General features: G+C 68.2%; 19 protein-coding genes. 6 read left to right on the top strand and 13 right to left on the bottom strand.

Annotated features, from left to right (window positions below; translation table 11 throughout):
- Positions 1 to 1,398, bottom strand: a complete 1,398-nt coding sequence (gene fumC / locus ACSVDD_RS11765) for a class II fumarate hydratase (protein WP_448189537.1) — start codon at positions 1,396 to 1,398, stop codon at positions 1 to 3.
- Between the two features lie 159 nt (positions 1,399 to 1,557).
- Here fumC and ACSVDD_RS11760 point away from each other — a divergent pair, with 159 nt between their 5' ends.
- Together ACSVDD_RS11760 and ACSVDD_RS11755 are read left to right on the top strand one after the other, a co-directional pair.
- Positions 1,558 to 1,869 carry a hypothetical protein gene (locus tag ACSVDD_RS11760; protein WP_448189536.1) on the top strand — a complete coding sequence of 104 codons (312 nt, stop codon included), beginning with the start codon at positions 1,558 to 1,560 and terminating at the stop codon, positions 1,867 to 1,869.
- A 75-nt stretch (positions 1,870 to 1,944) separates the two neighbouring features.
- Positions 1,945 to 2,160 (top strand): hypothetical protein, encoded by a 216-nt coding sequence (locus tag ACSVDD_RS11755; RefSeq protein ID WP_448189535.1) that lies wholly within the window; start codon positions 1,945 to 1,947, stop codon positions 2,158 to 2,160.
- Positions 2,161 to 2,297: 137 nt separating this feature from the next.
- On the opposite strand, the gene ACSVDD_RS11750 is transcribed toward ACSVDD_RS11755, so the two are convergent.
- Complete coding sequence (locus ACSVDD_RS11750; RefSeq protein WP_448189534.1) at positions 2,298 to 2,780, bottom strand: GNAT family N-acetyltransferase; 483 nt, start codon at positions 2,778 to 2,780, stop codon at positions 2,298 to 2,300.
- 104 nt (positions 2,781 to 2,884) lie between these two features.
- On the opposite strand from ACSVDD_RS11750, the gene ACSVDD_RS11745 reads away from it, so the two are divergent.
- On the top strand, positions 2,885 to 3,967 hold the full coding sequence (locus tag ACSVDD_RS11745; RefSeq protein WP_448189533.1) for a GNAT family N-acetyltransferase: 1,083 nt from the start codon (positions 2,885 to 2,887) through the stop codon (positions 3,965 to 3,967).
- On the opposite strand, the gene ACSVDD_RS11740 is transcribed toward ACSVDD_RS11745, so the two are convergent.
- From ACSVDD_RS11740 to ACSVDD_RS11710, 7 genes are read right to left on the bottom strand one after another with little or no spacing between them, the layout of a single operon-like run.
- Complete coding sequence (locus ACSVDD_RS11740; RefSeq protein WP_448189532.1) at positions 3,964 to 5,037, bottom strand: glycosyltransferase; 1,074 nt, start codon at positions 5,035 to 5,037, stop codon at positions 3,964 to 3,966. The two genes, ACSVDD_RS11745 and ACSVDD_RS11740, sit on opposite strands and share 4 nt — an antisense overlap.
- On the bottom strand, positions 5,028 to 5,963 hold the full coding sequence (locus ACSVDD_RS11735; protein ID WP_448189531.1) for a glycoside hydrolase 5 family protein: 936 nt from the start codon (positions 5,961 to 5,963) through the stop codon (positions 5,028 to 5,030). The genes ACSVDD_RS11740 and ACSVDD_RS11735 overlap by 10 nt, the downstream gene beginning before the upstream one ends.
- A 17-nt stretch (positions 5,964 to 5,980) precedes the next feature.
- Entirely contained in the window at positions 5,981 to 6,739 is a 759-nt protein-coding gene (locus ACSVDD_RS11730) for a TIGR04290 family methyltransferase (RefSeq protein WP_448189530.1), read from the bottom strand.
- 17 nt (positions 6,740 to 6,756) lie between these two features.
- Positions 6,757 to 7,497, bottom strand: coding sequence for a sugar phosphate nucleotidyltransferase (locus ACSVDD_RS11725; RefSeq protein ID WP_448189529.1), 741 nt, complete (start codon positions 7,495 to 7,497; stop codon positions 6,757 to 6,759).
- A gap of 27 nt (positions 7,498 to 7,524) precedes the next feature.
- Entirely contained in the window at positions 7,525 to 8,607 is a 1,083-nt protein-coding gene (locus tag ACSVDD_RS11720) for a CgeB family protein (RefSeq protein ID WP_448189528.1), read from the bottom strand.
- Positions 8,604 to 9,218: a histidine phosphatase family protein gene (locus tag ACSVDD_RS11715; RefSeq protein WP_448189652.1), complete on the bottom strand. Its 615-nt coding sequence runs from the start codon at positions 9,216 to 9,218 to the stop codon at positions 8,604 to 8,606. The genes ACSVDD_RS11720 and ACSVDD_RS11715 overlap by 4 nt, the downstream gene beginning before the upstream one ends.
- A 5-nt stretch (positions 9,219 to 9,223) precedes the next feature.
- Positions 9,224 to 10,327, bottom strand: coding sequence for an inositol-3-phosphate synthase (locus tag ACSVDD_RS11710; RefSeq protein WP_448189527.1), 1,104 nt, complete (start codon positions 10,325 to 10,327; stop codon positions 9,224 to 9,226).
- A 462-nt stretch (positions 10,328 to 10,789) separates the two neighbouring features.
- Between ACSVDD_RS11710 and ACSVDD_RS11705 the strand changes: the two genes are divergently transcribed.
- Positions 10,790 to 11,059, top strand: a complete 270-nt coding sequence (locus tag ACSVDD_RS11705) for a hypothetical protein (RefSeq protein ID WP_448189526.1) — start codon at positions 10,790 to 10,792, stop codon at positions 11,057 to 11,059.
- A gap of 12 nt (positions 11,060 to 11,071) precedes the next feature.
- On the opposite strand, the gene ACSVDD_RS11700 is transcribed toward ACSVDD_RS11705, so the two are convergent.
- The 4 genes from ACSVDD_RS11700 to ACSVDD_RS11685 form a co-directional block, all read right to left on the bottom strand.
- Complete coding sequence (locus ACSVDD_RS11700) at positions 11,072 to 13,147, bottom strand: carbohydrate-binding domain-containing protein (protein WP_448189525.1); 2,076 nt, start codon at positions 13,145 to 13,147, stop codon at positions 11,072 to 11,074.
- A gap of 250 nt (positions 13,148 to 13,397) precedes the next feature.
- Entirely contained in the window at positions 13,398 to 13,904 is a 507-nt protein-coding gene (locus ACSVDD_RS11695; protein WP_448189524.1) for a hypothetical protein, read from the bottom strand.
- Between the two features lie 124 nt (positions 13,905 to 14,028).
- Positions 14,029 to 14,742, bottom strand: a complete 714-nt coding sequence (locus ACSVDD_RS11690) for a WbqC family protein (RefSeq protein WP_448189523.1) — start codon at positions 14,740 to 14,742, stop codon at positions 14,029 to 14,031.
- Between the two features lie 35 nt (positions 14,743 to 14,777).
- Positions 14,778 to 15,557 (bottom strand): hypothetical protein, encoded by a 780-nt coding sequence (locus tag ACSVDD_RS11685; RefSeq protein ID WP_448189522.1) that lies wholly within the window; start codon positions 15,555 to 15,557, stop codon positions 14,778 to 14,780.
- A 439-nt stretch (positions 15,558 to 15,996) separates the two neighbouring features.
- Between ACSVDD_RS11685 and ACSVDD_RS11680 the strand changes: the two genes are divergently transcribed.
- Both ACSVDD_RS11680 and ACSVDD_RS11675 read left to right on the top strand, forming a co-directional pair.
- A complete protein-coding gene (locus ACSVDD_RS11680) occupies positions 15,997 to 17,193 on the top strand; it encodes a carboxylate--amine ligase (RefSeq protein ID WP_448189521.1) in 1,197 nt (398 codons plus the stop codon).
- Positions 17,190 to 17,918, top strand: a complete 729-nt coding sequence (locus ACSVDD_RS11675) for an SAM-dependent methyltransferase (RefSeq protein WP_448189520.1) — start codon at positions 17,190 to 17,192, stop codon at positions 17,916 to 17,918. Before ACSVDD_RS11680 ends, ACSVDD_RS11675 begins: the two co-directional genes overlap by 4 nt.
- Positions 17,919 to 17,958: the final 40 nt, after the last annotated feature.

Genomic DNA, 17,958 nt, shown 5'->3' with positions numbered 1-17,958 from the left:
TCACCGCGGCCCAATCATCGTCTCCGGCTTGACCCACTGGTCGAACTGATCCTCGGTCAGCAGGCCCAGCGCCACGCCGGCCTGCTTCAGCGTCGAGCCCTCCTTGTGGGCCTTCTTGGCGATCTTGGCGGCATTGTCGTAGCCGATGTGCGGGTTGAGCGCGGTCACCAGCATCAGGCTGTCGTTCAACAACTGGGTGATCCGCTCGCGGTTGGGCTCGATGCCGACCAGGGCGTTGTCGGTGAAGCTCACCGCCGCGTCGGACAGCAGGCGGATCGACTGCAACACGTTGTAGGCGATCACTGGCTTGAAGACGTTCAGCTCGAAATGCCCGGTGGCGCCGGCGATGGTAACCGTCGTCTGGTTGCCCATCACCTGGGCCGCGACCATGGTCATCGCCTCGGACTGCGTCGGGTTGACCTTGCCGGGCATGATGGAGGAGCCGGGTTCATTCTCCGGCAGGACGATCTCGCCGATGCCGCAGCGCGGGCCGGACCCCAGAAGCCGCACGTCGTTGGCGATCTTCATGAAGGAGACGGCAATGGTGTTCAGCATGCCGTGCGCCTCGACCAGCGCATCGTGCGTGGCGAGGGCTTCGAACTTGTTCGCGGCGGTGACGAACGGCAGGCCGGTGATGGCCGCCACTTGCGCCGCGAACTCCTCGGCGAAGCCCTTGCGGGCGTTGAGGCCGGTGCCGACCGCCGTGCCGCCCTGCGCCAGCGGGTAGAGCCGCGGCAGACAGGCGCGCAGCCGCTCGATGCCGAAGCGCACCTGCGCGGCATAGCCGGAGAACTCCTGCCCGAGCGTCAAGGGCGTCGCGTCCTGGAGGTGGGTGCGGCCGATCTTCACGATGCCGGCAAAGGCCTTCACCTTGTCCTCCAGCACGCCGGCCATGTGCTCCAGCGCCGGGATCAGTTCGTGGCGCAACTGCTCGCACGCGGCGATGTGCATGGCGGTCGGGAAGCTGTCATTGGACGACTGGCCCATGTTGACGTGGTCGTTGGGGTGCACAGGCGTCTTCGAGCCCATCTCCCCGCCCAGCATCTGGATCGCCCGGTTCGAGATCACCTCGTTGGCGTTCATGTTGGTCTGCGTGCCGGAACCGGTCTGCCAGACCACCAGCGGGAAGTGGTCGATGAGGGTTCCGTCCACCACCTCCTCCGCCGCGTCGGCGATGGCGCGGCCGAGGGTCTGGTCCAGCGCCCCCAGCACCATGTTGGCCTGCGCCGCCGCCTTCTTCTGGATGCCCACCGCCCGCACCAGCGGCGGCGGCATGCGCTCGCCGCCGATCTTGAAGTTCTGGAGCGAGCGCTGCGTCTGCGCCCCCCAATAGCGGTCCGCCGGAACCTCGATGGGGCCGAAGGAATCCGTCTCGATGCGCGCGTCCTTGCCGGGCATGGTGGCCGTCCCCGATGGCTGTCGTCCTGCCGGTCAATCTTGCCCCGCGTGGGGCTGCGGCAAGGGATGAGGCGCACCACACAAAGAATGTTCTTGATTTGTTCCCACAGCTACGACACAGTTCGTCCGCGGGTGACGTTGACGGATCGGGAGGCTGCCATGGGTTCGTATGCGGTCGAGAACGTTAAGGCGTACATCTCCAGGAAACGGGTGGCGGAGATGCAGGCGCGCGGCTGGACCATCCTCGGTCCGGGCGGCGAGGGCATGATGCTGATGGAAGGCCCGGACCCCGACGGCATGCCGGAACACTTGGAATCCCTGGCCCGCCCGCTGGTCAGCCGGGCTTGGCTGCGCGCCATGGAACGCCTGGACGAGGCGGCCCAGGCCGGATGGGGGTACCCCGTTCGAGTAATGGCTCAGTATACGACTTTGCTCAACGGAGTAATTCCCAAGATACGCCTCCGCACCTAGGCTCGTTAGTAAGTCGTTAACTGAATCGGCCGCTTAATGGCTTCATCGACGCACACCCACCGATGGAGCTTCCCAATGGCCTTCTCTTCCGCTAGCAGCCGCGTTCAGTCCGCTTCCCTGGCGCACATGGCGCTTTTGGATGAGTTCATTCGGATTACCAAGGACAAGCTGGGTAGCCAGGAAGATGCGTTCGTGCGCGACAGCTTGGCCGACCTGCTGCTGACCCTGCGCGACGAGCGCGACGGCTATGCCCGTCTGGTCGAGCTGCCGGTTCTCGAAAAGGCGGCGTGAACACCGGGAAGCGATGCGGTGGGCGCGGCACCGCTTCCGGTTCGATGGACGTAAGCGGTTACAGCGCCCTCTCCCGCGCGTGCGAAGCAGGCGCGGCGGCGGCAGGCGGATCGCAGATCCGCTGAGAGCCGAGGCCTTCAGGCCTCGCTCGCAAGTTTTGCGAGATCCTCGCCGGTCAGGCGGTAGGGCAGCCACTCTTTCATCTGCTTGAAGCCGATGCGGTCGTAAAAGCCGCGCGCCGGGTTCCAGTTCAGCACGTTCAGGTCCACACGCTTGCAGCCGCGCTCGACGGCGCGTTGCGCCACCGCGGCCAGCAGCTTGCGGCCAACCCCGTACGTGCGGGCGTGCGGCTGCACATACAGATCCTCGACGAACAGGCCGGCCCGGCCCTCCCAGGTCGAGTAGTTGCGGAAGGTCAGCGCGAAACCGACCGGCACGCCGTCCAGTTCGGCCATCAGCGCCTCGAACACCGGGTCCGGCCCCCAGCCCTCGCGGCGGATGTCGTCCACGGTGGACTTCACGGCGTCGGGCTCGCGCTCGAACTCGGCCAATTCCCGAACGAAGCCGAGGATGGCCACGGCGTCGGCCTCGACGGCCGGGCGAATGGTGACGGTGGGCATGCGGGCCTCTCCCCAGGGATTTTTTGCGCGCCGGACGATAGCCGCGCCGCCACCGCCCGACAACGCGCTTTGCGTCCGCCCTGCCCTGCGGGTGTAATGCGGCCATGCACGACCCGATCGCCACCCGCCCCGCCCGCCCGAATGAAGCCCCTGCCCTCCTCGCGCTGATGGCCGAGGTGAACGCCCACGCCCCCCACACGCTGCACGAGCCCGGCGAGCGGCCGGCGTGGCATGGCGGCGCCGACCCTGTTGAGGATCTGTCTGCGTTCCTGGCCTTTGCCAGCAACACGCTGCTGGTCGCGGAAGCGGATGGCCAACCGGTCGGCACGCTGACCGCCACCGGCGGGCGCTTTCGGCGCAACCGCGGCGTGGCGACGCTGATGCTCGGCGTGCTGCCGCGGTGGCAGGGCCGCGGTGTGGGCACGCGCCTGTTCGCGGCGGTCGAGGCGTGGGCGCAGTCGCAAGGGTGCCGCCGGCTGGAGCTGACGGTCGCCGAACCCAACCGGCGGGCGCTCGCGCTGTACCGCCGTTTGGGCTTCCAGGACGAGGGGCGGCTGGTGCACGCGCTGCGCTTCGGCGGCGGGTTCTGCGACGAACACATCCTGGCCAAGGATTTCAGCGCGCCGGACACGCCGGAGTGGCCGCCGCTGCTGTTCGACGCGCTGCCGCCGGCAGCGCTCGCCGGACTGGCGGTGCGCGAGGCGATGCCCGGTGACGCCGCGGCCTATGTCGACTACGACCAGACCGTGCGGCGGGAGACGCCGTTCCTCCTGCGCACCGCCGCGGAGGGACTGACCGACGCCGCGGCTGCGCGCCGCTTCCTGGCCGGGCAGCGGCTGGACCCGCAGCGAACGACCATCGTCGCGGCGGTGGACGGCGTGCTGGCCGGCACGATCTCGGTGTGGACCGGAGGCTGCCGGCGCACCGCGCACGAGGCCAGCGTCGGCATGGCGGTGCGCCGCGAGTACTGGGCGAGCGGAATCGGCAGGCGGCTGATGGCGGCGGCCGAGGCTTGGGCGCGCGGGCGCGGCGCGCACCGGCTGGCGCTGTGGGTGCTCGGCCCGAACGTCAGGGCGCGGCGGTTCTACACCGCGTGCGGTTTCGAGGAGGAGGCGGTGTGCCGCCGCTACGCCCTCATCGACGGGCGGTTCGCCGACCATGTGGCGATGGGGAGGATCCTCGGCTAAGCCGCCCCCGCCGCGCGCTCCTCGCTGCGCTCCTCGCTGCGCTCCTCGCCGGCCACCAGATCCCCGTACAGCGCCAGATAGCGCGCGGCCATGCGCTCCTCGGAATGGCGGCTGCGGGCGGCGGCGCGGCAGGCTTCGGGGTCGAGGTGTTCGGCGTCGGCGATGGCGTCGGCCATCTCCTGCACGTCGTTCACCAGGAAGCCGGTGACGCCCGGCTCGACCACATCGGCCAGCGCGCCACACGGGAAAGCCACCACCGGCGTGCCGCAGGCCAGCGCCTCCATGGCGGCCAGCGCGCTGGCCTCCGGCTCCCGGCTGGGCGCCAGCAGACAGCGGGCCGAGCCGAGCATCCAGCGCTTGCGGCCGAAGCCGATGTCCCCCAGGAAGCGCCGCCGGCTGTCCAGGCGCGGCTGGATCTCCTCGCGGAAATAGCGCTGGTGCTCTGGGTGGGCGTCGACCTCGCCGGCCAGCAGGATCTGCACCTCGGCCATGGCCGCGGCGTCGAGCGCCAGATGCAGCCCGGTCTCCGGGCCGATGCGGCCGAGCGCCACGGCGAAGCGGCGCTTCGGCACGCGGATCGACAGCTTGTCCACCGCCACGCCGGGCTCGATGGGCGGCAGCAGGGACACGCCGGGGGGCGCCGTGCGCTGCTGCACCGCCGACACGCTGTGCAGCCACGTCGCCGGCCGGTTGGGGGTGAGCGCCGCCGGGGGATAGTGCGCCAACGGCCGGTGCAGCGTGACCAGCGTCGGCACGCCGGGCGGCGGCAAGTGGGCGTGGAAGTCCGCGTCGTGCAGGTGCACCAGATCGACCGCGGTGCGGTTCAACGCCCCGGCGATGGTGGCGCGCACGCGGGCGTGCACGGCGGCGCGCGCCGCCTCGTCCAAGGGACCGTGCACCCGCGGCAGCGGAATCAGCGTTCCGGCCACCCGCGCCCCGTCCGGGGCGATCACCAGCGAGCGGTGCCCGGCGCGCACCAGCGCGGCGTCGAGCACGGTCAGCGCCGCATCGGCTTCGCCGCCGGCCTCCGGGCCGAAGGGCGAGGCGACGCTGAGAATGGTCAGGACCATGGCACGCCCTCCAGCGCGGTGGCGCCGGGCGCGGCACCCGCCGGGGCGTAGCGGCGCACCATCTCGGCGCAGAATTCCGCGAACTGCTCGTTGGCCTTGGGCGGGCTGGTGTGGTGCGGCTCGATGCCCAGATGCTCGGGCGTGAAGCAGAAGGTGACCGTCACGTCGAAGTCGGCCAGCGCCTCCATCTGCCGGTCGAACCAGTCCAGCGCCCCCTCGCGGTAAGAGTCGGCCCAGCTCAGGCCGGTGCGCAGGTACGTGACGCCGAGGTCCTTCATCCAGCGCACGCCCTCGTCCAGGCGGTGGTCCTGGAAGTGGAACCACTGGCACAGGCCGATGTCCGGCGTCACCGCGCGGAAGGCGTCGAGCGCCGGCTTCGGCGTGCCGTCCTCGCGGATCAGGCCCATGTAGAAGTGCCGGTAGTAGGAGGAGCCCTCCGCCTCCTTGTGGCGCGTCGTCGCCGGCCAGGAGCGCGGCAGGTCGAACAGGCTGTACCAGTGGATGCGCGGGGCGCGGCCGGTCAGCAACTCGGCGGTGCGCTGCACGCCGAAGACCTGCACCTCCTCGGCGCCGAAGGTGGAGACGCCGACCTCCGACACCCACACGGGCAAGTCGGTGACCGCCTGGATTTCCTTCAGCTTGGCCGGCCACTCGTTGATCTGCCAGTGGTTCCAATCCAGGGGAAAGCCGTGCACCGCCACCGCGTCCAGCTTGTCCAGCACGCCCTGGCGCTTCATGTTGGCGATGAAGGCGGGGTCGATGGGCGAGATGCCGCCGAGCACCTGCGGCAGGGCCGGGTTGACCGCCCGGATCGCGTCGGCCGCACACTTCGTCATGTCGGCGAACCGGGTCCACTCCGGATCGATGGGGAAGTCCCAGTGGGACTTGTTGTTGGGCTCGTTCCAGAGCATCACCGCTTCGATCATCCCCCCTGCTCCCCCCTTTATTCCCCGTGCGACGGATACACCGGCGCCACCCAGCGCGAACGCTCGGCGACGCGGCAGACGAAGACCTCCTCCTCCGGGTGGCCGATCACCTGGAACCCGGCCGAGCGCAGCATCGCCTCGGCGCAGGCCCGGTTCGGGACCCACCAGTTCGTCTCGTCGCCGCAGTATTTATTCTCAATGAATGCCATGCGCGGGTAAGCCGGGCGTTCGAAGTGTTCGGTCGCGCTGAAGGGATAGTCGGGTTCCACCGTCTCCACCTCCTGCGTGCCGCGCAGCATGGATTGGAACACCAGAAGGTCACCGGCGACGTGCTCGCGGATGAGGTCGAGCGCCAGCAGGGGATGGCGCAGGTGGTAGAGCACCCCCATGAAGAGCACGAGATCGAACCTCTCCCGGAGCGCCGCCACGTCGTAGACGGACAGTTTGCGGAACTCGATATCGGCCCCCGTCACTTCGGCGGCGAAGCGCGCCTGGGCGAGGTAATCGTCGTCATAGTCCACCGCGACGACCCGATCCGCCCCCCGCCGCTTCATCTCCAGCGCGTAGAAGCCGCCGTTGCAGCCGAGGTCCAGCACCGTCCTGCCGGTCAGGTCCGCCGGGATGGCATGGGCGAAGCGCTGCCACTTGACGCGCGGGTAGTCGCCGAGGAAATGGTCGGGCGCGGTCTGCACGCCCTTGAGGTCGAGGTTGTGGAACCAGCGGCCCAGCTCACGGACGCGCCGCTCGATCAGGTCGGGGGGGAGGTCGGGGGTCAAGGGGCTTGCCTCCATGGTCAATCCGTCGCTTCCGGTTGGGCGCTGCCGAGCAGGCCGATGGCGGCGCGGTAGCCGCGCACGGTGCCGACGTCCACGTACGACGTGCCGGCGCGCACGCCGGCCGCCTCGCCACCTTCGGCGATCCAGGCGTTGACGAGGGTGCCGATGTACTCGTCCTGCCGCTCGCGCTCGACCCACAGGCGGTGCAGGTCGTGGAACACCGCGCCGGGCATCTTGAACGCACCCCAGATCCAGCGGGTGGCGGCTTGTGGGCTTTTCACCTGGATCTCCCGCACGCGGCCCTGCCCGTCGGTTACCACGGCGTCGAAGAGGTGCGGCTGCTCGACGGGGAACAGCAGGAAGGACAGCCGGTCGCCGGGCAGCGTGGCCAGCGCGTCTTCGGGAAACCAGACCGTGTCCGGCAGGCCGATCATCACCAGCTCGCTCGGGTGGATCAGGTGGCGGGCGCGGAACAGCGCGTCGCACAGGCCGCCGGGGCGCGGCTGCACCACATAGGCCATGTCCACGCCGTCCAGGCGGCCGCCGTAATATTGCAGGATGTCGAACTTGGCCGGCGAGATGACGAAGGCGATCTTGTCCGCCCCGCCCCGGACCATGCGGTCCACGAGGTACTCGCTGACCGCGCGCGGGCGCTCGGTGCCGCCGTCCAGGCGGACACCGACGGGCAGCAGCTCCTTGGAAAAGGCAAGTGGTTGGATGCGCGTGCCGCTGCCGGCCGCGGGAATGATGCCCCACATGTCAGATGCCCTTTCCCCGACCCGCCATCACATGCCCCCCGCGCGTTTGCCGGCGGCTTCCAGCGCCTTGCGCAGGTCGATGACGCGGCGCTCGGCGGTGTGTTCGGCCAGCGTGCGCTCGCGCGCCCGGCGGGCGATCTGCTCCAGGTGGCCGCGCGGCAGGGACAGCGCCGTCGTCACGTCGTCGGTGTCGCGCGCCACCAGGATCTCGCGGCCCGGCTCGAAGAAGGCGTTCATCCCCTCGAACGCGTCGGAGATGACCGGGGCGCCGCAGGCCGCCGCCTCGAACAGCCGGCCGGACGGGCACCAGCCCATGCGCTTCATCGCCCCGCGCGTGACGTTCAGCGTCAGCCGCGACGAGCTGAAGAACGCCGGGTGCTCGCCGGGCGGCAGATGGCGGACGAAGTACAGGTTGGGCGTCCATGGGAAGTCGTGCGGGTACTGCGCGCCGCCGATGACGAAGCGCCGCCGCGGCAGCCGGCGCGCCGGTTCGAGGAACAGTCGCTCCAGCGCCTCCTGCCGATCCTCGGCGTAGGTGCCGAGGTAGGAGAGGTCGGCCATGTAGGTCTCGACCATGGAGGTCGGCTTGTGCACCTCCGGGTCCACCCAGCCGTAGAGCGGCAGCGCCACTTTGGCCCCCAGCCGCTCGCGCAGTTCGGTCAGCGCCTGCCCGCCGGTGTAGCTGAGCACGAGGTCGAAGCCGCCCAAGCCGTCCTTGGGCAGGTAGCCCGGCCGCTCGCCGGCCTTGAGGCGGGCCAGCGTCACCGGCGTGTCGAGGTCGTAGAAGACCTTGCGCTGCGCCTTGGAGCCGAGCACGAGGTCGCAGGCCGCTACCCCGTTCGGGCAATAGGAGGTGACCATCGCCACGTCCGCGTCGGCCAGCCGGCCCTCGGCGTCGTGGACGACGCTGTCCCAGTCGGGATAGAGCACCAGCTCGCCACCGGGGATTTCCCAGCAGTCGCGGTGCTCCGCGTAATAGGGCACGTCGCGCTCGAAGAACACCACCCGGTGTCCCCGGCGCGCCAGCGCCTTGACCATGCCCCGCCACAGCGTGGCGTGCCCGTTGCCCCAGGAGGAGCTGATGGTGAGTCCGAAGATGACGAATTTCATGGCGTCACCGCGATGCTTCCGTCCCCGACCGAGCCGTTCACCCGCAGGACGCGCGGGCTCCAGCCGTCGATGGCTAGAACGCTGATGGAGCCGGGATAGACCTCGATCCGCAAAAAAAGGTCGATGGGAACACCGAGGTAATACGCCAGAGCCGCGCGGATCGGGTCGCCGTGGCTGACCAGCACGTGGCAGCCCTGGGGATCGCGATCGCACAGGTCGTTGATGAAGCCGCACATGCGCGCCTGCACCTCAATCATCGCTTCACCGCCCGGTGCGCGCACCCGGCCGCGCACGCCGTTCCAGCGCGGCCACGCCGGATCGTGGTCCAGGTCGGTGAACGCCTTGCCCTCCCATTCGCCGAAGTCCACCTCCAGCAGCGCGTCGGCGGTCTGGACCGGCAGGCCGAGGGCGCGGGCGATGGGCTCGGCGGTCTGCTGCGTGCGCACCAGCGGGCTCGCCCACACGCCATCCACGCGCTGCCCGGCGTACCAGCGGCCGAGCGCCTCGGCCTGGGCGACGCCCCGCTCGTTCAGCGGCACGGCCAAGCGCCCGGCGAGCCCCCGTTCGACCCAATCATGGTCGGTGTGGCGGATGAGGTGGATGGACGTCATCCGCGTCAACAGGGGTCGCCGGACTCGATGAACCGCTCGGTGCGCAGACGCGCTTCGGCGTCGGTGAACTGCACCGGCGGTGACTTCATGAAATAGGACGACGGCCCCTCCAGCGGGCCGCCGATGCCGCGGTCGAGCGCCAGCTTGGCGCAGCGCACCGCGTCGATCACCACGCCCGCGGAGTTCGGGCTGTCCCACACCTCCAGCTTCAGGTCGATGCTGAGCGGCACGCCGCCGAAGGCCGTGGCCTCCAGGCGGATGTGCGCCCACTTGCGGTCGGTCAGCCACGGCACGTGGTCGGATGGGCCGATGTGGCAGTCGCCCTTGGGCAGCGTGTGGCCGACCTGGCTGATGACCGCCTGCGTCTTGGAGATCTTCTTCGACTCCAGCCGCTCGCGCTCCAGCATGTTGAGGAAGTCGGTGTTGCCGCCGAAGTTCAGCTGGTAGGTGCGGTCCAGCCGCACGCCGCGCTCGCGCATCAAATTGGCCAGCACACGGTGCACGATGGTGGCGCCGACCTGGGACTTGATGTCATCGCCGATGAGCGGCAACCCCCTCTCAGCGAAGCGGCGCGTCCACGCCGCGTCGGACGCGATGAACACCGGGATGCAGTTGACGAAGGCGCAGCCGGCCTCCAGCGCCCGCTCGGCGTACCAGCGCGTCGCCTGCTCCGACCCCACCGGCAGGTAGGAGACCAGCACGTCGGCGCGCGTGCGCCTGAGGATGGCGGTCACGTCGTCGACGGGGGCGGAGGACTCCTCGACGAAGCCGGACAGGTATTTGCCGAAACCGTCCATCGTCGGCCCGCGGTGCACCGGCACGTCGAGCGGGGGCACGTCGGCGAAGCGCATGGTGTTGTTGGGCTCGGCGAACACGGCTTCGGACAGGTCGCGGCCGACCTTGGTGGCGGCCACGTCGAAGGCGGCGCAGAAGGTCACATCACCGACATGGTAGCCGCCCAGGCGCACGTGCATCAGCCCCGGCACCTCGGCATCGTCCGCGGCGTCGCGGTAGTACCGCACGCCCTGCACCAGGGACGACGCGCAGTTGCCGACGCCGGCCACCGCCACCCGCACCGTGCCGCCGCCCTTGCCCCTGCCCGCGCCCATGCCCGTCATCGCAACTCCACCCCGCGCGTGTAAGCCGCGGTACTCGCAGCATTTGCTGAGGAAACGGGGGGGAATGCGCAGGGGTTCCGCAAGCGGGCACGCCCCTTAGGCGTGAGTGGTAAGGGACTTGCCTATGAGACGGATTCGGGAGAACCCGTTGCCGCGGTGCTGGGCCTGCCTCCACAGTAGGGGTGGGTCGCCGATTGGGGCACGCGCGGAGATGCCCCTTTTGCTTCGGCGTGCACCCGATTGATCAAGACTTACACAGTCGATCTAAGCTCATCGAGAGCATCATCTGTAAAGCTGCTGTGCAACGACGCGGAATCGCAAGACTATTTCACCCAAATAGCGTTGCTGCGGGCAAAAATCAGCATGATATGAGTCCCGCATAAGAACGGACCACCACCCCACGTCCGGTGGACGACAGGATATTGCGCTCTTTTGAAGGCCTGGAGACATGGCATGGTGAATGCGAGCCTGCGCGGTGTTTCTCTGTCGGAAGCGGAAGACGTTCTCGTCACCGTCTGGCGCCGCGTCGAGGAGTATCGGGTCGATGCACCAAAACTGCGCTTCGGCTTTGGGCGCGACGGAAGCGTTACCATCCGGTTCTCCTTTTCCGACCCGGCGAGCGCCTTCCTGATCATGAACGGGCTCGACGCACCGGGGAGCGCCACCCCCGTCCCCGAACGCAAAAAGCCCCGACGGCGGGTCGCCGTCGGGGCTGAATGGTAGCGAAACCCGGCCTTACGCGGCCGTGTCGTAGTGGTGCAGCGGGTCCACCAGCGTGTGCACCGCGGTGTCGGTGAACGTCAGGTCCGTCGACGCAACCGGGTGGCTGGCGGTGTGGGCGTCCACCGGGGCGGTCTGCACGGTCTGGGTGACCAGATGCTGGTAGACGTCCTGCTGGGCCGCCGCCGCGGTGGGCGCCGCAGGGAAGTAGGACTTGTCGGCGTTGACCACCAGCGTGCCGTTCCACCACATGCCCGACTGGCCGGCAAGCACGTCCTGCCCATCCAGCGCGCCGCGGTCGTAGGTCACGTTCGACGCGGTCGGCGCCACGGCGTGGCCGTTGATGGTGATCTTGTTGACGATCAGGTTGCGGTCCTGGCCGTTGATGATGGCGTCGTTGTCGAACTGCACCTGCACCTTGTGCGCGGCATCCGCCGTCGCGCTGGTGGTAAAGGTGTAGTCCTTGGCCGTGCTGCCGGCGACACCCTCGCCCACCTTCTGACCGTCGATCAGCAGGTTGAAGTGCGCGTCCACGCCGCCCGCCGGGGTGCCCTGCGCGTTGACCGTGACCGTCGAGCCGGACGCGGTCGGCGTGGTCGTGGTGGTGCCGGCCGGGAAGTACGACTTGTCGGCGCCGACGACCAGCGTGCCGCCCCACCACATGCCGGACTGGCCGGCGACCACGTCCTTGCCGTCGAGCGCCCCCTTGTCGTAGGTGACGATGCTGTCGGTCGGCGCCACGGCGTGGCCGTTGATGGTGATCTTGTTGACCAGCAGGTTGCGGTCCTGGCCGTTGATGTAGGCGTCGTTGTCGAACTGCACCTGCACCTTGTGCGCGGCGTCGGCGGTCGCGTTGGCGGTGAACGTGTAGTCCTTCGCCGTGGTGCCGGCCGTGGCCTCGCCGACCTTCACGCCGTCGACCAGCACGTTGAAGTGCGCGTTGACGCCGGCCGCCACGGTGCCCGAGGCGTTCACCACGATGCTCGACGCACCGGCGGTCGGCGTTGGGGTGGGCGTCGGAGTGGGCGTCGGCGTCGGAGTGGGCGTCGGCGCCGGGGGCGGCGTGGTGGTGCCGGAGGTGAACTCGAAGGCGCCGATGTCCACCGCACCCACGCGGGCGGCGCCCGTCATGTCCGTCGTCGGAGCGCCCGAGGTGGTGCCGGCGTCGATGGCCGGCGAGCCGGACGCCAGATGATAGTCGCCGCCGCCGACATCCACGTACTTCACGAACTTCGGATCGGCGGAGACCGTGCCGGTCGCCGTCAGCCCGTTCTGCAGGCTCAGGTTCGTGCCGTTCCCATAGATCAGATTGTCGGTGTAGGTGTTGTGGGTGCCGGTGCTGCCGCCCTCGGAGATGCCGGAGGAGCGGTTGTCGTAGAAGATGTTGTTGGCGACCTTCACGTAATCGGCCGGACCGAAGTAATTGTAGTTGTCGCCGGAGCCGATCCAGGCGCCCATGTTGTTGTTGAACGCCGTGTTGTTGGCGATGGTCACGTTGTGCGCGTCGTGCCAGAGGTGGATGCCGACGCCGGCGTTGTTGTAGACGAGGTTGTTGGAAATGGTGCCGGTGGTGCTGTGATAGATGCCGTGGATCAGGCTGCTGTTCTGCCCGGCCGGACCGACCTCGAACACCTCGTTGTTGCTGATGGTGATGTTGGTGCCGCCGTTGTAGCCGTCACCATAGATGCCCGCACCACCGTTGCTGGAACCGGCGGTCGCCGGGTTGGCGGCGATGTCGTGCACCTTGTTGTTCTCGATCACCGTGTTGGAACCGGTGGTGTAGATACCGATGCGCGTGTTCGAACCGGTGCCGTCGACTTCGAAGCCGTTGATGGTGACGTTGGCGCCCTTGTTGTTCCACGCCATGTCCGGCGAGTTCGGCGTGACGATCTTGGCGCCCCACTTCACATCCGAAACGTAGGTCACGCCATTGGCGTAGGTGGTGAAACCGCCCTGGTAGTTGCCGGGGGCAACGTGCACGACCGACCCGTCCGATGACACCGAGGACGCCTTGGAGATGGTCTTGAAGGGCGAATCCTTGGTGCCGGCGTTGGAGTCCGAACCGGTCGTCGAGACGTAGAAGTCGGTCATAGCTTTCAATTCCTTTGCTGTGCGCGCTTTCGCGAAGGTCGCGACGCGGCGGTCGAGCAAGGGAGCCCATTGGCCGGGATCGTTCCCGAATGCGGCTCCGTTCGTGGCGGAACCATAGCCCGAGCCGATGAGGCGAAAGTCGGACAAATTAAAGTAACATTTTATGTAAATCGTATCATTTTGGCCGAACGTTGCGTCGGCGCCACACTGCTATTTTTCGGGCCACTTCTCGGGCCACTTCTCGGGATTGTCAGGACGCGGCCACGCGGGTGCGGGCTGCCGGTCGGCCCTGGCGAAGCCGGGAGTGCTCGGACGGGCGGGCGCGTTCCAACTCGATGCGCGTGCGCGCGGCCACCCGCATCAGGCGGTCGGTGGCGTCCAGGAGCTGGTCGTAGCTCTCCGCCGAGTTTTCCGTAAGAAAGGAGTCGAACACCACGAGGAACGAGGCGATCTCACTGCTGACCCGCCAGCGCAGTTCGGGGTCGATGGGCGCTGGCGCGGGCGTCGGCATGGGCGCGTCTTCGCGGGCGGGTGCCGGCGCATCGCTGTCGGCCGGGGCGGGATGCCGGACGGGCTCGGCCACGGCCGGCGCCAGCCCATCGGCCTCCGCCGGCCGGTTGACGATGTAGCGGATGGCCGGGCCGGTGCACCCGTAATCCCGTGCGATGCTCGCGAGCGATTCCCCGGCCGCATACCGCGTGCGGATCGCCGGCCATTCCTGATGGGGAATCTTCCCCTTTTCGCGTCGCTTTGCCATGTTCCCGAGCCCAAGGCAGGTTCAGCATTCGCCGGAGGCGGTCGCCCGCCGCTGTTGTCTCAAATAACACGGATCCTTTTATTATGCACCCTCTTTTTGCCCTGGGTGCAAAAGAAGGTGTGCGTCAGGTCAAAGGACAGGGAGTGGCGTGTTCCTCGGCCTGCTCATAAGACAGGTGCTGCACCGTGTCCCGCCCGAGGTTGAACATCGCGTCCAGGATGGTCAGGCCGGACAGGAAGCCGCCCTGGCTTTGAAAATACGGCCGCGGCCTGTACTCGCAGACGCACAGGTCGATGCCGGCCGCTGCGAACTTTTCCGGGCTTTGATAGTTCTGCCCGCCGGCACCGGAAATGTAGGTGTCGCCGCCGACCATCCTGACCAGTTCGATAAGGCGGTCGTCGCTGCTGGCGGCCACGGCGAAGTCGCTGGACAGCTCGAACCGGCAGGTCAGGCCGAGGAATTCCGCCAGCAGGACCACCGCGTTCCGGTTGAAGCCGGCCAGACTGTCGGCGCCGAAGGCGTAGATCGCCTCCACCAGCGGCATGACCGCATCGAAGAACGGCGCCTTGCGGTAGGTGTGGAACAGCGTCGCCTGATGGCGGCGGCGCCAGTCCTCCTCGGCGAATTGCACGTCCTTGATCAGTTGCCGCTCCTCCCGGCGGATCGGCGCCGACAGCCAGGCGCCGCCGGACGGCGAGTGGACCTTCGTCCGGTGAACGTAACTCCGCCCCTGCGGCAGCTGCACGTCATCGAGGAATACAAAAATATCCACACTCGCCAGCTTTGCAAAATAGCCGAGCCACGGGATGTAGTTCGGCTGGTGCACAGCAACTTTCATGGCAAGACCACGCTCCCCTCTGCGGACGATAATTCCTAGATGCTGAAACGCCGATCCTCGCCGCCGAGCAGGCCGGCGAACACTTTTGGAAAGTTCTTCATCATGTAACGGCGAAGCTGGTCGGTCCGGCGGTCGCTCAACCGCTGCCAGAACTGACCGAGGGAGTCGACCTCGCACCACCATTCGGGGTGCAGCAGCAATTGGACGCGCGGTCTCTCCTCCGCTAGCCAGTCCATCAGCGTGTCGTGAAACGCCAGACTGCGGCGGGAGTCCGACAGATAAGACGCGGCGTCGAAAACACGGTCGTCGTAGGCGTTCATGAACGTCGCGTAGCGGCGGCCGAGCACGTCGGGCGACGGGCGGTGGAAACTCACCGCCCGGTCCACCGCGGCGATGTGGTCGGTCACCCAGTCGAAGGTCCGCGCGATGGCGCGCTCGTCGGCGCCGATCAGCAGCTCGTCGATGTGCAGGCCGACGCAATGCCCCATGTCGCGCAGGCGGCGGATGATGTCGAGCGTCTCCGGCACGAAGAAGGAATAGGTCTCGGCGTTGAGCTGGAAGAAGAAATTCCCGCGCACGCCGTGCTCGTGCTCGATCTCGCCGAGGCGCAGCGCCATGGGTGTCGATATGTCCACGTCGTGGCGAAGGTAGAACACCGGGCGGCCGGAAGGCGCCGTGGCGACCGGCTCGTCGAAGCGCGCGAAGCCGTACCCGCCGTCGAGCGCTCGGGCGAGGATGGCGCGAAACGTGTCCTCCCCGAAACGCGCGGTGTCCACCAGCCCGGCGGCGGGTGACAGCGCGTGGCTCTCGTTCATATCTTTCATCGCACCACCATCTTATCGATTGTCCTTACGGAAGCTGCCGAGCGACTGCGGGCCGATGATATTTTCAGCCGAACTTATTACCCACGGTGATTTCAGGCAAGAAGCGAAAAAGACGAACACCAAAAGACGAGCCGCATCCCGCAAAAAAGACAAACCCGCCCAGGTGGACGACCGCGGCCAATCGCACACGCTGCGCGCGCCGGTCATCGGACGTCGCGGCATCTCAACAAATTGATATTATTGCAACTACCCAGCAGGCGCCGCACTGGAAGCCGCCCGCCCCGGAACGCACAGCCAAAGCAGGGTACCACCGAGATCGGCTTCCTTTGGGGCCGGAATGCTGAGAAAATCGCAGACCATAAAAAACATAACAGCAACAACCACCAGCCGAACCGTCTTCCTCAACCCACCGGACATGGGAGAGTGCCGAATGGTCAGCGTTTCGTCCGGCCGCCGGGCGATGGCGTGCGTCATGGGCAGCATGAACCTGCTGCGGCCGATCGGATTGGCCGGCATCCGCTGCGCCTCGGTCGCGCGGCACGGCAGCCCGACGCTCTACTCGCGCTTCACGCGGGCGGCGCTTCCGTGCGAGAGCTTCACGGAGGACACCGACGCGCTCGTCGGTGAGCTGGTGCGCTTCGGCACCGCGCAGCCCGAGCCGCCCGTGCTGTTCTTCGAGGAGGACACGCAGCTTTTGCTGGTCTCCCGCTACCGGGACCGGCTGGCGTCCGCCTTCCGCTTCACCATCGCCGACGCGCAGCTGGTCGAGGACCTTGTCGACAAGACGCGGTTCCAGGTGCTGGCGGAGCGCCTCGGCCTTCCCGTGCCGAAAACGCAACGGCTGCGCCCGGCCGCCTCGCCGACGCCGCCGGACCTCGACCTGCGCTTCCCCATCATCGTCAAGCCGGCGACGCGCGACCGCGCTTGGAAGGAGATGGGCGAGGCCGCCAAGGCGCGGCAGGTCGACAGCCCCGAGGCCTTTCGCGCGCTGTGGCCGTATCTGGTGGACGCGGGCCAGGATCTGCTGGCCCAGGAAATGATCCCAGGCCCCGAATCCTGCATCGAGAGCTACCACGTCTATGTGGACCAGCGGGGCGCCATCGCCGGCGAGTTCACCGGCCGCAAGATCCGCACCTACCCGCAGGCGTTCGGGCACAGCACGGCGCTGATCATCACCGACGAGGCGGACGTCGCGGCGCTCGGCCGCACGCTCACCGGCACGCTGGGACTGCGAGGCGTCGCCAAGTTCGATTTCAAGCGCGGCCCGGACGGCACGCTGCACCTGCTGGAGGTCAATCCGCGGTTCAGCCTCTGGCACCTGCCCGGCGCCCTGGCGGGCGTAAATTTGCCGGCCATGGTTTATGCCGACCTGCTCGGCCTGCCCCGGCCGGAGGTGACGCGCGCCCGCTCCGGGGTGCGGTGGTGCCATGTCGTCAATGACCTGACAGCGGCCCGCGCGGCGGGCTTGCCGCTGCTGCCGTGGGCACGCTGGGCTTGGGAGTGCGAGGCCAAGTCGGCCATGGCCTGGGACGACCCCATGCCCTTCCTGCGCGGCGCCTGGCACCGTTGGGCCTCCCGGCGCGCCGGGGCCGGCGTCGACCCCCACGCCTTGCGGGGCAAGTCGTGAGGCCAGGCAGACTGTCGCCACTGTCGGAAACCTGGAGACGCCTCGCACGCTACGCCAACAGCGTGCGGCAGAACGGCCTGCGCGGCACCGTTGAGAACGCGGCGGCGCTGTTCGACGATGTGCGCTTCGACCGCCTGCACGGCACCGAGACCTCGCGGATCGTTCCCCTGCACGCGTTGGATGTCGGCAGCGAGAACAAGCACCTGGGCGTCGAGTACACGCCGACGCGGGTGCGGGCGTTCCGCAAGCTGATGGAGCGGCTGAACCTGCCGGACGGCCGGGTGTTCGTGGATTTCGGGTGCGGCAAGGGCCGGGTCCTGTGCGCGGCGGCCGGCTACCCGTTCCGCCGGATCGTCGGCGTCGAGTTCGCACCGGAGCTGTCCGCCGTATGCCACAGCAACATCGCCGCTTACCGGAAACGCTTCGGACCGGGTCCGGCGATCTCCGTCGTCGAGAGCGACGCCGCGCACTACCGTTTCGCCGGCGACGAGGACGTGCTCTTCCTGTTCAACCCATTCCGGCCGGCGGTCATGGCGACGGTGCTGGCCAACACCCACGCGTCGATCCGCACGCGCCGCCGCACCATCCTGCTGATCGTCTCCAACCCCGACGATCTGGCGCCGGTGCTGGACGCGGACCGTATACTGACCAAGGTGGACGAGTACGCCTACGGCAGTTCGCGCTTCTTCATCTATTCGAACGTCGGGTCGAACGTCGGGCGCTGATGATGCATCGGAAACGCTGAAAGCCCCTCTCCCGTCGAGG

It is taken from the genome of Azospirillum terrae (assembly GCF_053470425.1).
This window is presented reverse-complemented; position numbering and strand designations above follow the sequence as displayed.